Annotated in this window: 15 protein-coding genes and 1 riboswitch; of the genes, 1 reads left to right on the plus strand and 14 read right to left on the minus strand. The window is 37.3% G+C overall.

Annotation, left to right across the window (positions count from 1 at the left end; genetic code table 11):
* Window positions 1-162: 162 nt before the first annotated feature.
* The 12 genes from H9635_RS00635 to H9635_RS00690 all read right to left on the minus strand — a co-directional run bounded on the left by H9635_RS00635 (window position 163) and on the right by H9635_RS00690 (window position 12,540).
* The gene (locus H9635_RS00635) at window positions 163-738 is read right to left on the minus strand and encodes an ECF transporter S component (protein ID WP_225231051.1); all 576 of its coding nucleotides are present in this window, start codon (window positions 736-738) and stop codon (window positions 163-165) included.
* Window positions 739-981: 243 nt separating this feature from the next.
* Window positions 982-1,155: riboswitch (FMN riboswitch) on the minus strand.
* 108 nt (window positions 1,156-1,263) lie between these two features.
* The gene (locus H9635_RS00640; RefSeq protein ID WP_191698212.1) at window positions 1,264-2,481 is read right to left on the minus strand and encodes a hypothetical protein; all 1,218 of its coding nucleotides are present in this window, start codon (window positions 2,479-2,481) and stop codon (window positions 1,264-1,266) included.
* Window positions 2,478-3,011 (minus strand): RNA polymerase sigma factor SigX, encoded by a 534-nt coding sequence (gene sigX / locus H9635_RS00645; RefSeq protein ID WP_191698213.1) that lies wholly within the window; start codon window positions 3,009-3,011, stop codon window positions 2,478-2,480. Before sigX ends, H9635_RS00640 begins: the two co-directional genes overlap by 4 nt.
* Window positions 3,012-3,153: 142 nt before the next feature.
* A complete protein-coding gene (locus H9635_RS00650; RefSeq protein ID WP_191698214.1) occupies window positions 3,154-4,929 on the minus strand; it encodes an ATP-binding protein in 1,776 nt (591 codons plus the stop codon).
* A complete protein-coding gene (locus tag H9635_RS00655) occupies window positions 4,922-5,638 on the minus strand; it encodes a response regulator transcription factor (protein WP_191698215.1) in 717 nt (238 codons plus the stop codon). Before H9635_RS00655 ends, H9635_RS00650 begins: the two co-directional genes overlap by 8 nt.
* A gap of 124 nt (window positions 5,639-5,762) precedes the next feature.
* On the minus strand, window positions 5,763-6,947 hold the full coding sequence (gene ccsB, locus H9635_RS00660; protein ID WP_191698216.1) for a c-type cytochrome biogenesis protein CcsB: 1,185 nt from the start codon (window positions 6,945-6,947) through the stop codon (window positions 5,763-5,765).
* Complete coding sequence (locus H9635_RS00665; RefSeq protein WP_191698217.1) at window positions 6,944-8,602, minus strand: cytochrome c biogenesis protein ResB; 1,659 nt, start codon at window positions 8,600-8,602, stop codon at window positions 6,944-6,946. The genes ccsB and H9635_RS00665 overlap by 4 nt, the downstream gene beginning before the upstream one ends.
* Window positions 8,603-8,615: 13 nt before the next feature.
* A complete protein-coding gene (resA, locus tag H9635_RS00670; RefSeq protein ID WP_191698218.1) occupies window positions 8,616-9,149 on the minus strand; it encodes a thiol-disulfide oxidoreductase ResA in 534 nt (177 codons plus the stop codon).
* 106 nt (window positions 9,150-9,255) lie between these two features.
* A complete protein-coding gene (locus H9635_RS00675; RefSeq protein WP_191698219.1) occupies window positions 9,256-9,999 on the minus strand; it encodes a pseudouridine synthase in 744 nt (247 codons plus the stop codon).
* Window positions 10,000-10,214: 215 nt separating this feature from the next.
* The gene (locus tag H9635_RS00680) at window positions 10,215-11,189 is read right to left on the minus strand and encodes a D-alanyl-D-alanine carboxypeptidase family protein (protein ID WP_191698220.1); all 975 of its coding nucleotides are present in this window, start codon (window positions 11,187-11,189) and stop codon (window positions 10,215-10,217) included.
* A gap of 12 nt (window positions 11,190-11,201) precedes the next feature.
* A complete protein-coding gene (gene scpB, locus H9635_RS00685) occupies window positions 11,202-11,789 on the minus strand; it encodes an SMC-Scp complex subunit ScpB (RefSeq protein ID WP_191698221.1) in 588 nt (195 codons plus the stop codon).
* Window positions 11,764-12,540: a segregation/condensation protein A gene (locus H9635_RS00690; protein WP_191698222.1), complete on the minus strand. Its 777-nt coding sequence runs from the start codon at window positions 12,538-12,540 to the stop codon at window positions 11,764-11,766. The genes scpB and H9635_RS00690 overlap by 26 nt, the downstream gene beginning before the upstream one ends.
* Before the next feature lie 202 nt (window positions 12,541-12,742).
* Between H9635_RS00690 and H9635_RS00695 the strand changes: the two genes are divergently transcribed.
* The gene (locus H9635_RS00695; protein ID WP_191698223.1) at window positions 12,743-13,246 is read left to right on the plus strand and encodes a DUF309 domain-containing protein; all 504 of its coding nucleotides are present in this window, start codon (window positions 12,743-12,745) and stop codon (window positions 13,244-13,246) included.
* Here H9635_RS00695 and H9635_RS00700 read toward each other — a convergent pair.
* Both H9635_RS00700 and lysA read right to left on the minus strand, forming a co-directional pair.
* Window positions 13,243-13,602 (minus strand): GNAT family N-acetyltransferase, encoded by a 360-nt coding sequence (locus H9635_RS00700; protein ID WP_191698224.1) that lies wholly within the window; start codon window positions 13,600-13,602, stop codon window positions 13,243-13,245. The two genes, H9635_RS00695 and H9635_RS00700, sit on opposite strands and share 4 nt — an antisense overlap.
* A 216-nt stretch (window positions 13,603-13,818) precedes the next feature.
* Entirely contained in the window at window positions 13,819-15,138 is a 1,320-nt protein-coding gene (gene lysA, locus H9635_RS00705; RefSeq protein WP_191698225.1) for a diaminopimelate decarboxylase, read from the minus strand.
* Window positions 15,139-15,154: the final 16 nt, after the last annotated feature.

The following is a 15,154-nucleotide window of genomic DNA, read 5'->3' on the forward strand; positions in this document are numbered from 1 at the left end:
ACAACAATGTACATTATGATAACAGTGAATTACTTTGAATTCAATAGCAATAATTATTCCCATATAACTTTATATACATATCCTAACAATCTTCTAGCAAATAAAAAGGAGTTATGTCATAAAATTAATTGTACATGACATAACTCCTCACTGTTTATTAAGTTAAGCTAAATATTGTCTGCGCTGTTGTTCAATCCATACACGCATTGAACGATAAATCATTGTCACGACAACTAGCATCATAATTCCTTTAACAATATTAAATGGTAAAATACCTAAAACTATCGTTTCATACATATCATATTCAAACCCTAGTAAATAAGTATACATCGGCAAGAACGCTACGTAGTTTAATATAGCCATCCCCAACGACATTACAACTGTTGAAACGACTAAGCCTGAAATCAACCCTTTTGCGGAAGGGAATTTTTTATAAATATAGTAAGCTGGTAAAATGAATAATACGCCTGTTGCAAAGTTTGCCATATGACCAACCGGAATTCCTTCTGGCGCCCCTGTATAAATCCAATCAAGTACATTCTTTACTAATTCAACAAGAATGCCCGCGACAGGTCCCATCGTAATCGCCGCAATTAATGCAGGAACATCACTAAAATCAATCTGCAAAAATACAGGAAACCAAGGTAATGGGAAGTTCAATAACATTAAAATGAACGAAATCCCACTTAGCATTGCGATAGTTACAAATGACCGTAACTTCAAAGTTCTCTTTTGCATAGAAATCTCTCCTCTTTGCTGATTCCATCTCGCAAGAAGAAAGGACGTATCAAATCATTCATGAAAAAACCCTTATGCAAAAAAGAGCATAAGGGAGAAATAGGCACACTTAAATAAAAGTCTACTCATGCCTTTGTAGTAACTTCCCTTAAATTTATGTATACGAAAGATATTTCGCTCATAATTAAGGAAATTATTAACGGTACTACAAAGCACGACATTTTCATAAAATGACGACCGTACCTTCACCTTCTCCCATCCAGACTATACTGTCGGCTTTGGAATTTCACCAAATCCTGCACACAAAAGTGGCTCGCGGGCTCGAAAAGTTTTCTGTAACGTCCTCCAATTAAATGGTCAGAGGTTACAACTTTAATTACCGCCGGTCGGGAATTACACCCTGCCCCGAAGATGAATCAATATGAAATTATGCAACAAAATACTTGTTACAATTTCTATTATATATATAAAAACGGAATTGTAAAGACCATTGCTTACAATTCCGAGTAAATTTATTTGAATTGATTAAAAATTATAGAACAATATATTTCCCGAAACTGGCTTCTCTAAAGGTTTCGTAAAGTCAAAGCCACTCCAATTTTCTTGCACAATTTGTTCAAATTTAATTTGCTTATCAAAACTTGAAGCCGTTAATAATAACCCTTCGATCATACGCATCACTTGAGCGGGATCATATTGTTCCAAATCAAGCGCTTGGTCGAATGTTACTGTTACAATATCCCCTTTATCTTCTACTGTTAACGAAACTCCAGGTAAAATGACTGTACGATATATATCATTGGCTTCGGTTGTCATATTATTTATCGCATCCGTTACGTTTGGGAAGGTCATTCGGAAGTTAGGACTTAAATAAACTGCCCCATCCCTCATTTGATACATAAAATAATTATATTGTGTTTGTTCACTTTTCAATGGTATTGACTGTCCCATTTCACCAACATGATCAAAATAAGCGATTTTTCCATTAGCATCTTCAATTTGTACTTCTTCATACGAATTGCCAAATGTATCTACAAGGGAACCGAAATAATTCGATAATGTAGCCGAACTTGTGTCATATCCGTGGTCCTCGGGTAATGTGTGAATAAGTTTATTTCCTTCTTCACGCAATTCGCCTTTTAACGGATGATACTCATTAAATCCAAGCATTTGCTCATCCAGCAATGGACTAAACGTTTTATAAAGCTCCAATGCTGTCGGTTTATCCGTGCCAAGCTTATCAACAACAACTTCATTAGGAATTAAAATACTCACAGGAACACTTTCTGCATCGTCCCCAGCAAGACCAATTTTGAATAAGGTCACGCCTTCAAGCTGGCTTTCATAAATTAAAGTTTGTTGACCTTGTGTATCCATTGAAAAATTAGAAATTGTCGCGGATTCACTTTTTGAAGTTGCATCTCCAGCCCTACTCATTTTGGCACTTTCTTCCGATTCTGTAGTCGCCATATCAAATGTATTTTCCATAGAGATAGACTGATCATTTCCTAAAAACTGTGCACCAATCAAAACTATAATAAATAAGGAAGCGATAGATACTAGAAGCGGCGCCCAGCGAATCCCTTTTTGCGTAGGCTGTTGTATTTGAGGCGGCTCTTCACTAAATGCTCCTTCATCCTTTAAACGATTAAATATTTCATCCTTTGTTCGATGATCGGTTACTTTTGGGGCCTGTTTTAGAAGTTGCTCCAGGTTCTCCTCATCCCAACGCTCCTTTTTCATAATGAATTCGCCTCCTTTCCATCTTGAGCTTCCAATAACTGTCTTAAATTTTTTAATGCCCGGTGCTGCGTCGTTTTTACTTTACCTGTGGTCCATCCTAATATATCAGCCGTTTCCTGTATCGAAAGTTCCTGAAGATAGCGCATAATAATCACCATTTTCTGATCCCCCGAGCATCGTTCCAATGCTAGCAGTAATCGGCTTAGTTCATCGTTTAGTTCCATTGACTGTTCTGGTGAAGGGACAGAGCTTACAAGCTGCTCTGTTTCCCAATCAAATGCGGTAAATGCATGCTTATCCCGAACCTGTTTCTTTCTGAAATAGTCAATTGCCACATTTTTTGCAATTGAGAAAAGCCACGTTTTTTCAGAGCTTTTTCCTTCAAAGCGTTCATACGATTTCAGTACACGTACATACACTTCATGGGAAAGATCCTCCGCCGCTGTACGATTTTTTACTAAATAAAACAGAAAATTAAAAACATCCTGATGATACATATCGTATAATCGATGGAATATGGACTGTTGCACCCATCCCACCTCCGTTCTAATAATTTGTCGTTTTCAAACAGTAAAAGTTACAATACCCTGTAATATTATATGAATAGCTTGTTAAAAATAAAAGTTTATCACTTTGAGAACAAAATGATAAACTTTTCTTACTACAATTTCGTTAAGTTAGTGGTAAATAAAATGTAAAGATTGTTCCTTGTTGCTCCACACTATCTACAGAAATCGTACCGTTATGTGCTTCTACTATATTTTTGGTTATTGCTAACCCTAAGCCTGTTCCACCTTTTGAACGTGTACGTGCTTTATCCGCTTTATAAAAACGTTCAAATACGTATGGTAAGTCATCTTGTGGTATACCTTGGCCAGTATCACTCACTTGAACTTTAGCAAATTTCTGTTCATTTGTTATCGATACTGTAACTGAACCTTCAGCCGGTGTATGGCGGATTGCATTATCGATTAAATTCGTTAACACTTGCTCAATGCGATCTTCATCAATCGGGATAAGCGCATCCTCCGAAAAGTCAGTTTCAAAATGAAGTTGTACATGATTTTCTTTAGCTGTCTGATCAAACTTATGCGTCATGCGTTCGATTACCGACACTAATGGGACATCATCTTTATAAAGACTCATATGACCCGACTCCATTCGTGCTAAATCCAATAAATCCGTAACGAGTCGGCTCATTCGTTGGGACTCATCATAAATAATACGAATCATATCAGTGCGTTCCTCTTCTGTTGTGACAACACCATCTATAATAGCTTCTGAATAGCCTTGCAACATCGCTATCGGTGTTCGCAACTCATGCGAAACATTGGCAATGAAATCCGACTTCAGTTTTTCCAGCTTTGTTTCCTCTGTTTTATCACGTATAACAGCAACCGCACCCCGAATCGAATCTCCGCTATAGAGTGGGCTGATCGTAATACTATAATAAGATTTCCCCATCTGCAACTCTTCGTCCAGCTGATCTTCAAAACTTAGGACATGATCAAGCATTTGATAGAGCTCTTCCGGAATCGGCTTCGAACTGTTTAAACCTTTTTCAACAAACCATTTTTGAAGCAAACGCTCCGCCGGGGGATTACTAACTAAAATTGTTTTATCACGATTAAAAGTGATTACCGAATCTGTCATCGATGTTAAAATACTGGATAATTGCTCTTTTTCCTGATTAATCACTTCCAAATGATGCTTTAATTGACGGCCCATTTGGTTAAAGGCTACTGCCAGCTGACCAATTTCGTCATTCTGTTTTATTTCAATTTTAGAATCGAATCGACCCTTTGCCAATTCAAATGCGTGTTCACGCATGTTCCGTAATGGCAACGTTATTTTGGAAGAAAGGAAAAACGCAAATATTGTCGTCAATATGAATGCAATGGCCGCTGCCAAAAAGACAATTTTCGTTGTTTCATTACTTGTTTGATTTAATGCGTCCGGGTTTTTGTAAATAAATACTGCCCCGTGTAACTCTTCGTCACTTTTTAATGGAAAGCCAAGAACGATATATTTCAAATTTTTATTTTCTTCAATATTCGAAGGCAGGAGAAGCTCTTTAACAATCGGCTCACTTGATTCATAAACTTCCCCTAAATCCTCGTTCGAAATAATATTTTTCTGTATTTCCTCTTTATTCAATCCCTCTTGCATTGAATACAGTACTTCATTTGGATTTTTCGCGATGAGGACATTTGTCGTTTCCGTTAATAACTCGGAGATAATTGCGAATTGTTTATCATCCAATTCATCCTCATCAACAATACTGGCTATAGCTGCCGCAGTTTGTCTCAAGGAAATTTCAGACTGTTCATTATGATAGCTTTCAAGAAACTCCAGCATAAATACCGTGAAAATAAACAGGACAAATGAAACGAGAAGCAAAATGGTTACCCATAGCTTCCCGACAATACTTGTTGCTATTCTAATCATTTACTACCTCAAATTTATAGCCGACACCCCAAACAGTTACAATCATTTTCGCCGCATTTTCAGAGACACGGTTTAACTTTTCACGTAAACGTTTAACATGGGTATCTACCGTACGAAGGTCGCCAAAGAAATCGTAATGCCATACTTCTTTTAGCAGTTGTTCACGGTCAAATACTTTATCTGGTGCTTTTGCTAAAAAGTATAATAATTCATATTCTTTTGGTGTTAAGTTCACTTCTGTACCATCCGCTGTTACACGGTGTGCATCGTGATCAATAGTTAAGTGCGGGAATACAACTAAATCCTTAGATGAAGAAGCATTCGCTACCGGTGAAAATACCGCTGATCGACGTAAAATAGCTTTTACACGCAGCACAACTTCGCGCGGACTGAACGGCTTAACAATATAGTCATCAGCTCCCAGTTCAAAACCTTGAACACGGTTTGCTTCTTCTCCTTTTGCTGTTAACAAAATAATCGGTGTTGTTTTCTTTTCACGCAGCTCAGCGCAAACTTCTAAACCGTCTTTTTCAGGCATCATAATATCCAGTAAAATACAATGATAATCTTTTTCTAGCGCCATTGAAAGTGCTTGTTCTCCGTTTTCTGCTTCTTCTACTGCGTAGCCTTCGCGTTCTAAATACATCTTTAATAAACGTCGAATGCGGTCTTCATCATCTACAATTAATACAGAAATATTTTCAGACACTGATGTTGCCCCTTTCAAAACTCTTCTCTTTCTCTACTCCATTGTACCTTTTAAAAGTACAATTGAAAAGAAAAGCTCAATCAAAATGATTGAACTTTTATAACTTTATGATATTTTAATAAACTTAAGCGTAAGAGTGTAAACCAGCAATTACTAAGTTTACGACAACTAAATTAAATAGAATGATTAGGAACCCTATTACCGTTAACCAGGCAGTCTTTTTGCCTTCCCAGCCTTTTGATAGGCGTAAATGTAAAAATGCTGCATAGAACAACCATGTAACAAGCGCCCAAACTTCTTTTGGATCCCAGCCCCAGAAACGTCCCCATGCTTTTTGCGCCCAAATCATCGCAAAAATCAGTGCTCCAAGCGTAAATATTGGGAATGCAATTAAAACTGTACGATATGCGATTTCATCCATCAATGTAGAGTTTACTCGCTTTACCAACGGCTGGAACATTGTTGCTACCTTTCTTCTAAAGATGAGACGGATCAAAATATAAATCACCGTACCAAATAGAATGGACCATACTACTGTTGTTAATTTTCGTGCATCAATTAGTGCAGGCAATTCTACTAATGGTGTCATGCGATCTTCTGTTAACTCTACATACTCATTCATGCCAAAGATTGGCGGCATCAAATATGTTGAAGTGCTTACTTTATCCAAAGTATCGACATATTCATACTTCGCTTCATAATCCATGACATTGAATGTTACCGTTGCTGCCACGAAACCTACAATTAATACACAGCAGAACATAACCGTTTCAAGCCAAAAGCTCTCTTTTGAGCGTTCATTCATATTTACATTTTTCAGTAAATAAATTAGACCCGCTACCGCACTGATTCCAAAAATGGATTGACCTATTGCTGCCGTAATTACATGAATTGTTAACCAGTGACTTTGTAATGACGGTACTAACGGACTTACCTCTGTCGGGAACATTGAAGCATAGGCAATGATTAGGAGTGCGATTGGTAAAGCTACTACACCTAATGCCGACACTTTATACATAAAGAAAATGACAATGAACGATAAGATGATGAACATACCGAATGCTGTCGTAAATTCAAACATATTACTAACTGGTGCATGTCCTGTATAAATCCAACGTGTTATGAAATAACCTAATTGTGCAACAAAACCGATAATTGTAACGGTGATTGCCAATTTACCGTATTTGTCTGCTCGACTCGCCGCTGTATCATTTTTTTCTTTAATTGCTCCTCCAAATAGGAATGTGCCAAACAAATAACAAAAAAATGCAACATACAGTAAATAACCACTTAAATCTATTAAACTCATAAGGTTTTACCATCCTTTTCTGTTTCAACATGTTCACTATTTTCCGATTCCAGCTGATCTACGTATTGTGGTAAATGGGCATGTTTCTTTAAGGCCTCTAAATCCTTCTTCATACCAAACCAGTTTTTGTTTGTATGGGCTGCTAAACGAACTGTACCATCTTCCAATTGTTCAATCCAAATACGACGGTGATTCCAATACGAACCGATTACTACACCGATCATAAAGATAATCGCTCCAACTATAAGTAGAGGAATTGTGCGGTCGTATCGGACCATTAAGCCCGACATGTGACGTGTTTCTACATTGGAAAACTTCATTTTATACATGTTGTTACCTTCAGGCTCTAATGTTTGCTGAATGGCTACAAAACTCGTTTCTCCTTCTGGTTTCTCAGGAGTACTCATTTTAAATATAAATGCCGGATTATTCGGTGTTTGTGTTGCAGTTTGCGGCACACCTTCCTTAAACCCAGAAAAATCAGGATAGAAGCCCATTAATTCTACTTTAGCTCCGTTATCCAATAGGTATTCGTCTTGAGGATTTGTTAAATCTATACTAACTTGCCCAAGTGATTCTTCAGTTTCTTTAAGTATTAAATCAAAAACCATTGTTTTAATTTCATTCAGCCTGAAGTCCATTTGATAAACCGCATAACCTTCATGCTTTAATGGATGATTCACTCGAATATTATATTGCTTTACTTCTTCTAAATCTTCAGCTTGTCCGGGAACAGCATTTTCCTTTTGTTTATATAATGTAACATCCGTTTGATAATTTTTCGCCACTACGTTAATTCCTTGTTTAATCTGCTCACCTTGTGGATCGTTATCGTATGTTTCCAATATAAATTGGTCATTTTTCAAAAAATAACCATCCATACCCGGAATTGCCCGTGTTTCTCCTTCACGTAACCAGATAGACTCATCTACGTAGAAGCCAGGAACTAAATGAAGCATAACAGCTATTATAAATATGATAAGTCCAACATGATTTATATAAGCGCCGTAACGAGAAAAACGTCCACGCTCTGCCAATATTGCGTCATCTTCACGGCGGACATTATATTTTAAATTTTTTAAAGTTTGTTCTACAAGCTGTAATGTTTGGCCAGTATCCTCACCCGGTTTACCTTCACTGTAGATGCGCTGACGCTTCATAAAGCTTGTATGTCTTTTCACTCGTTGATTCTTTAAAGACTTATGTAATGGAATACCACGGTCAATACTCGCAATAATAATGGACACACCTAGCATTAATACAAGTATTTGGAACCAAAGGGAAGAATAGAGATCCGATAAACCTAACGCATAATATATTTCCCCAAACCAGCCATATACATCTGAATAGTATTTTTCCTTCTCTGCATCAGTCGCTACTCTAACGTAAAACTCCTGCGGTAAAATCGTCCCGATAGAAGCTGCCACTAAATTTATTATGATAAGTGAAATACCGACCTTTACACTCGAGAAAAAATTCCAAATTTTATCAATAATCGATTTGTTGTAAGTTTTTGAACGAATGGCTGTCCCTTCGTACCGCATGTCTGCAATTTTTTTGCTTTTTTCCTCCATTGTTAAAGGAGATCCACATTTTTGACAGAGATTAGTACCTTCAGGATTTTCATGCCCGCATTCACAAAGTATTATATTCATTGCGTTAAAACTCCTATTCCGGCTTTATTGACTCCATATACTGCGCGATTTTTTCCTCGCTCATTTCACCAGTTATAATACGGTCAACAGTACCATCTGGTTTAATAAATATTGATGTAGGAAGAGGTCCAATGCTGTAGGCTGTAAATACGCTTTTCGTTTTGTCGATTGCAACCGGGAAGTTCATCCCCATATTGGCAACATACTTCTTAACTTCAAACTCAGATTGGGCGAAATTGACAGCAATAATCTGTACACCTTTATTAGCAAATGCTGTGTATTGACGAGTCATAGCAGGGAATTCTCGTTCGCATGGTTCACACCAAGTTCCCCAAAAATTTAAAACGACACCTTTTCCTTCGTAATCTTTTAATCTATGTTTCTCACCATTCAAATCTACTACTTCAAAATCAGGCGCCTGTGCCCCTGCTTGTACTATTTCTATTTTATCTTTCGTTACAGCACCATAAATGGTATATCCGATTGCTATTGCTAAAATTGCTAGTATAATGCCACGTGTCACAGAACGTTTTCTTTTTTTATCCAAACAAAAAACCTCCTTCCTTTTAGCAACTACTGTTGCCTATTATAGCAAATAATTACAAAATGATAATTCTTTTAATTATGAATGATTTATGAACGTTTCCACTATTTTAATTGTTGTAATCTAATTTTCCTGTTTCAGCCAGTACGCGCAACAGTTTTACTTCATGCTTTGTTAGCTGACGATATTCACCAGGCGACAATCCTGTTAGATCCAAAAATGCAAAGCGCTCACGTTTTAACTTCACAACCGGTGTCCCAATCGCTTCGAACATACGACGCACTTGACGGTTACGCCCTTCATGGATTGTGATTTCACAAATTGCTTTTCCGGCACTTTCATCAAAGCTTGTCATACTTACTTTTGCTGGAGCCGTTTTCCCGTCTTCCAGCTTAATGCCATTTTGAAGTTTCATTAGCCCTTGCTTTGTTGGAATCCCTTTAACACGTGCAATATATGTTTTATCTATTTTAAATTTAGGGTGAGTCATTAAGTTTGAAAAATCCCCGTCATTTGTTAATAGTAGTAAACCTGTTGTATCATAATCCAAACGACCTACCGGGAAAATCCGTTGATGAACATGCTTTTTGAAAATATCTGTTACTGTTTTACGACCTTTATCATCTGTTACAGCTGAAATATAGGCACGTGGTTTATATAATAGGAAATATACTTTATCCTCTTTTTCAAGCTTTACGCCTTCTACTTCTATCGTGTCCGAGTTCGAAACCTTTGTTCCTAGCTCTTTTACCACTACTCCATTAACTTTTACTTTACCTTCTACGATTAATTGCTCTGCTTTACGTCGTGATGCAACGCCTGCATATGCAATCACTTTCTGTAATCTTTCCATAAGTTCACCTCATTGATTGATAAACTGCAAAGACGCACGCTTCTACAGCATTCGAATTTGCACTTTTCCTTTATTGCTATAAATATTTTGAAGAAAATTAAATCTATAACTCGTCATCCACAACACGTACGCCATAAATTTCCTTAACGAATAAAAATTATGGCATACTTTCAATACTTATTAAAGAAATTTCACTTTTCAAACAATACGTTCGATCACCTTATCGTGACTAATTTGGAGGCGACAAGTACATCATCTGCATATAAAAGCCAAACACCTCTATTTGAATCCTTAAGTCTTGAAATCTTTACGATGTGCTGGAAGTTTGGCCGTTCTTTCTTATGAAGAAGCATTTGTAATGGTTCATCTAGTTCTATCGACAATCCATTTGCATTGTATTTCCCTGTTTTCACAATTGTTTGCTGCTCAAAATTCTGGTCAATAAAATCCGCCAAATTACGGTGGACATTCCAGTCATTTCCTTCATTAATCGTGACGACAACAAATGATTTTTGTTCCCGTTCGAAAAATGTTGCAAGTGTGCGCCCCGCTACTTTTGTATAACCAGTTTTCCCGGCAATTGCGCCAACTTTTTCATGCATAAGGCGGTGCTTATTTTTCCACTGTCTACCATCCGAAAAATGTTGTGTGGAAGCAATTTTCTTAAACTCCGGATTCTTCATCGCAATTTGCAGCATTTTAGCCGTATCATATGCAGAGGAAAGGTGGACTTCATTGTGTAACCCTGTTGGATTTGTAAATGTCGTTTCATGCAGACGGTAAAGCTGTGCCTTTTCATTCATTAGCTTCACAAAGCCTTCAACTGATCCACCAACATGTTCTGCCAATGCAGTAGCTGCATCATTTCCTGACTGCATCATTAAACCGTGTAGCAGATAGTCAATTGTATATGTCTCATTTTCAATTAAATAAATGGACGATCCTTCTACCATTGAAGCTTCCTTTGAAATAACCACTTCATCGGAAAGGTCACTATTCTCCAAAACAACTAATGCAGTCCAAATTTTAGTTAAGCTGGCTATCGGCAATCGGGCATGCTCATTGACCCCCATTAATGTTCGGCCGTTTTCCGCATCAATGACAACATAGCTATTACCCGCAGCCTCAATTTGCGTAGAATTGCTAAATAATACAAACAACATAACAATAGATACAAACCACTTTTTCAACAAGTCACTCCTTTAATTTTGATTAAATGTTTCCTGGAACTTCGTTAAAAATAAATCTGTAGGCTGATCATCTTCCTGATCGACTTCTTCCGGTAATGGCGGCAACTCATTAATATTTTTCAAACCAAAATAATTTAAAAATTCTTTTGTCGTTCCATATAAAATTGCACGCCCTGTCCCTTCAGCGCGCCCTACTTCCTGTACAAGTGCACGTGAAACTAACTTGGCTATTGGTCGTTCACTCTTCACACCCCGAATATTTTCCAGCTCGGCGCGTGTAATTGGCTGCTTATAAGCTATAATCGCCAATACTTCCAAAGAGGCTGCAGTTAATACTTGGTTTGTCGGATTTTCAATCAGCTTTTTCAATGTGTCGTTTACTTCTGGCTTTGTTGTTAATTGATAAGTACCAGCAAGTTGTTTTAAAGCGATTCCGCGTTTTTCATCATCATTGTACTGAGATTGAAGTTCGCTTAATCCTGCCTCTATATCCATTGCTTCCACTTCTATATATTGTGCCAGTTGTTTTATGGTCATACCTTCATCACCTGCTACGAATAACAGTGCTTCGATTCTACTCAGTAATTTGTTCGAATTCATCGTCTATGTCCTCCTTTTGCAGTAATACCGATAAATCATCGAAGTTGTTTTGTTGTTCGACAATAACGATTTGGCGCTTCATCAATTCTAATAATGTTAAAAAGGTTAAGACAAGCATTGGTTTATCATCTGCTTCAAACAATTGTGTAAACATTACTCTTCCGCCTGAACTTTTCAAAATATTTACAACAGAGCGCATCTGGTCTTTTACAGAAATCTCCTGCCTTGCTACTCGTGTAGACAATGGCTTTCTCAATTGTTTACGGCGCATTAGTTTCTGAAACGCACTTAGCATGTCATAAACATTCACATTCTGATCAAAAAGCACCATTTGTTCATCTGGCATAAATTCGGATAAATCACTTGGCGCTTTTGTAAAGACTTGCCCGCGTTCTGTTTCCAACTCCTGAAGTTGTACAGCTGCTTCCTTATATTTTTTATATTCGATTAAACGAGCGACAAGCTCTTCACGGGGATCGGCTTCATCCACTTCGAGTTCCGCGGTATCGATCTCACCTTCGTTAATGGGAATAAGCATGCGGCTTTTAATAGCTAATAATGTAGCCGCCATTACTAAATATTCACTTGCTTCGTTTAATTCCAAAGTTTGCATCGCATGGATATGATCAATATACTGTTCTGTTAACTCCGACATCGGAATATCATAGATATCAATTTCCAAGCGATGAATTAAATGTAATAATAAATCTAGCGGCCCACTAAAGGCATCCAGTTTCACTTCGTAAGACATAAAATACCACCTATCCTAATCAATTGCGCCTCGATTGCTTTTCAGGAAAAAATATAATGCTGGAAAAGTTGAACCGAAATTTATCATAAATATGTAAATTAAGCTATAATTGAAATTTGCATTTACTAGTTATTTTTATTCGACACGGTTCTACAAATTAAAGCAGAACCTATTTAATTAGTATAGATGAAAGGAGAACACAATGCATCCTTTGTTTCACCCACTGTTTATCGATTATTGTGCATATTTTAATGGCAATGAGGACTACTTTGAATGTCATGAAGTATTGGAAGAGTATTGGAAAGAGATTGCCCCAAAAGAAAAGTTTCATCCGCTTGTTGGCTATGTACAACTTGCGACAAGTATGTACCATTGGCGAAGGGAAAACTATAATGGTGCAACACGTATGATGAGTAAAGCAGTCTTAAACTTTGAAAAAAATAGAGATAGCCCATTTTTCGATTACATTGATTTCAAGGAACTCCTTACAGTTATGAAAAATAGACTGCGAAAAATGCAGACAAATGAACCGTTTCTGAAATTTACACTACCTCTTGAAAACGAGCAGCTTCAAACATTAGTTCAACAAAAAATAAGTATATGTACGCCTATGGACGCACACTTTATTTTCAATAAACATATGCTTCGAGACCGTACAGAAATACTTGAAGCAAGACAAATAAAAAAAAGAAGTCGACTGAACTAGTCGGCTTCTTTTAATATAGTTATACACTTTTGGACAAATGCACTTGTATCTTCGTTTGGCTGAATATTTTTGAATCCCATCTCTTGGAGCTGACGCAGCATTGTTAATGCAATACCTTCTCCACGATAGGATGGAATGACAGTAATATGTTGAATTGTTGTAGTATCATCCTCTTCCGCAATTCCTACTGCCCCCACATATTCTTCACCTTTTTTCCATAAAAAAAGTGTCCAATTTTCATTTTGCTCATAGTGATGAATGGTCTCCATTAAACGTTTAATGTCTTTTTCCTGAGGCATTAACGAAATTAATCCCATTGCAATCTTTTCAAGTGCTTTTTTATATCTTACTAACATTTTAACATTCCCTCAATTCTACCATTGCAAATCCTAACAAAAGTCCAGTGGAAATGCAATAACACAATTTTCCAACGTCTAATGTAAAAGGCACTTATACTAGTTTGAGAATTTGTAAATAAATGGACTAATAATATAAATGAAAAGGAGTGACCAAATGATAATTCCTATTAACAGGCCGAAACCCCATTTCGCTTGCTTCGATAATTTCAACGATTATTCACCCTTTACCAATGTTAACGGCAGATCATTTACTACAAGATTCTCGTAGCTTTCTCGCTTAATTGCAAGTTGATGCACACCATTTTCGACGAATACTACTGCTGGTCTAGGAACACGGTTGTAGTTCGAGGCCATTGAATAGCCATATGCACCTGTACAGAACATTGCTAAAATATCGCCAGTTTCTGCATTTTGCAATGCTGCATCAATAATTAACTTATCCCCTGACTCACATAATTTCCCTGCAACAGTATATGTATTTGTTTTAGCTTCATTAGCTCTGTTCGCAATAACCGCCTCATATTTCGCATCATATAGTGCAGGGCGGATATTATCGCTCATACCACCATCGACTGCAATATATTCACGCACACCCGGTACTGTCTTTTGTGATCCTACTGTATAAAGAGAAGTACCCGCATCCCCTACTAAAGAACGACCTGGCTCAATCCAAATTTCAGGCATTGCCAAATTGAGTTTTGTACTTTCAGCTTTTACTGTCTGTATCATATCCGCTACATATTCATGGGGCTCTAGTGGCTTGTCCTCTTCTGTATATCGGATTCCAAAGCCGCCGCCTAGATTTAATACTTGTGCTTCAAATGCAAATTGTTCTTTCCATGCACCCATTTTTTGCATTACTTTACCCGCTGCCAAACTGAAGCCTTCTGTTTCAAAAATTTGAGAGCCGATGTGGCAATGTAAACCTAATAGTTCGATATTTTCATCATATACTACTTGTTTAAATGCCTCATCAGCTTGTCCGTTATTTAAATCAAAGCCAAATTTAGAATCGGCTTGACCCGTAGTAATAAAGTCATGTGTATGTGCTTCAACACCTGGTGTCACGCGTAATAGAATTTTCATTTTTTGATTTCGCTGTTTTGACATCTCTTTAAGTAATGAGATTTCATAAAAGTTATCTACAACGATACAGCCAATTCCTGTTTCAAATGCCAACTCAAGTTCAGCAACTGATTTATTGTTCCCATGGAAGTGAATGCGTTCTGCCGGGAAACCTGCTTGAATTGCCGTATAAAGCTCCCCGCCTGATACAACATCCAAAGATAGGTTTTCCTGAGCTGCCAACTGATAGGCTGCAACACAGGCAAATGCCTTTGATGCATATGCAACTTGTGCTTTTACACCGAGATTTTCAAATGTATCGATAAAGCCGCGTGCCCGTTTACGAATAAGCGCTGTATCATAAATGAAAAGAGGTGTACCATATTGTTCGGCCAACTCAATTGTATCTATACCGCCTATTGTTAAATGGCCTTGTTCATTAATTTGCTGTGTACCATATAAGTGCATCGTGTTCTCCCCTAAC

Origin of the sequence: Solibacillus faecavium, assembly GCF_014836905.1 — a bacterium.
Classification (GTDB): domain Bacteria; phylum Bacillota; class Bacilli; order Bacillales_A; family Planococcaceae; genus Solibacillus; species Solibacillus faecavium.

What these genes read in the sequence shown, in the direction of transcription:
- H9635_RS00675 (WP_191698219.1), bottom strand. Translation starts at nt 9,999, where the DNA reads ATGGAAAGATTACAGAAAGTGATTGCATATGCAGGCGTTGCATCACGA.
- H9635_RS00635 (WP_225231051.1), bottom strand. Translation starts at nt 738, where the DNA reads ATGCAAAAGAGAACTTTGAAGTTACGGTCATTTGTAACTATCGCAATG.
- ccsB (WP_191698216.1), bottom strand. Translation starts at nt 6,947, where the DNA reads ATGAGTTTAATAGATTTAAGTGGTTATTTACTGTATGTTGCATTTTTT.
- lysA (WP_191698225.1), bottom strand. Translation starts at nt 15,138, where the DNA reads ATGCACTTATATGGTACACAGCAAATTAATGAACAAGGCCATTTAACA.
- H9635_RS00665 (WP_191698217.1), bottom strand. Translation starts at nt 8,602, where the DNA reads ATGAATATAATACTTTGTGAATGCGGGCATGAAAATCCTGAAGGTACT.
- H9635_RS00700 (WP_191698224.1), bottom strand. Translation starts at nt 13,602, where the DNA reads ATGTTAGTAAGATATAAAAAAGCACTTGAAAAGATTGCAATGGGATTA.
- scpB (WP_191698221.1), bottom strand. Translation starts at nt 11,789, where the DNA reads ATGAATTCGAACAAATTACTGAGTAGAATCGAAGCACTGTTATTCGTA.
- H9635_RS00650 (WP_191698214.1), bottom strand. Translation starts at nt 4,929, where the DNA reads ATGATTAGAATAGCAACAAGTATTGTCGGGAAGCTATGGGTAACCATT.
- H9635_RS00640 (WP_191698212.1), bottom strand. Translation starts at nt 2,481, where the DNA reads ATGAAAAAGGAGCGTTGGGATGAGGAGAACCTGGAGCAACTTCTAAAA.
- H9635_RS00690 (WP_191698222.1), bottom strand. Translation starts at nt 12,540, where the DNA reads ATGTCTTACGAAGTGAAACTGGATGCCTTTAGTGGGCCGCTAGATTTA.
- H9635_RS00695 (WP_191698223.1), top strand. Translation starts at nt 12,743, where the DNA reads ATGCATCCTTTGTTTCACCCACTGTTTATCGATTATTGTGCATATTTT.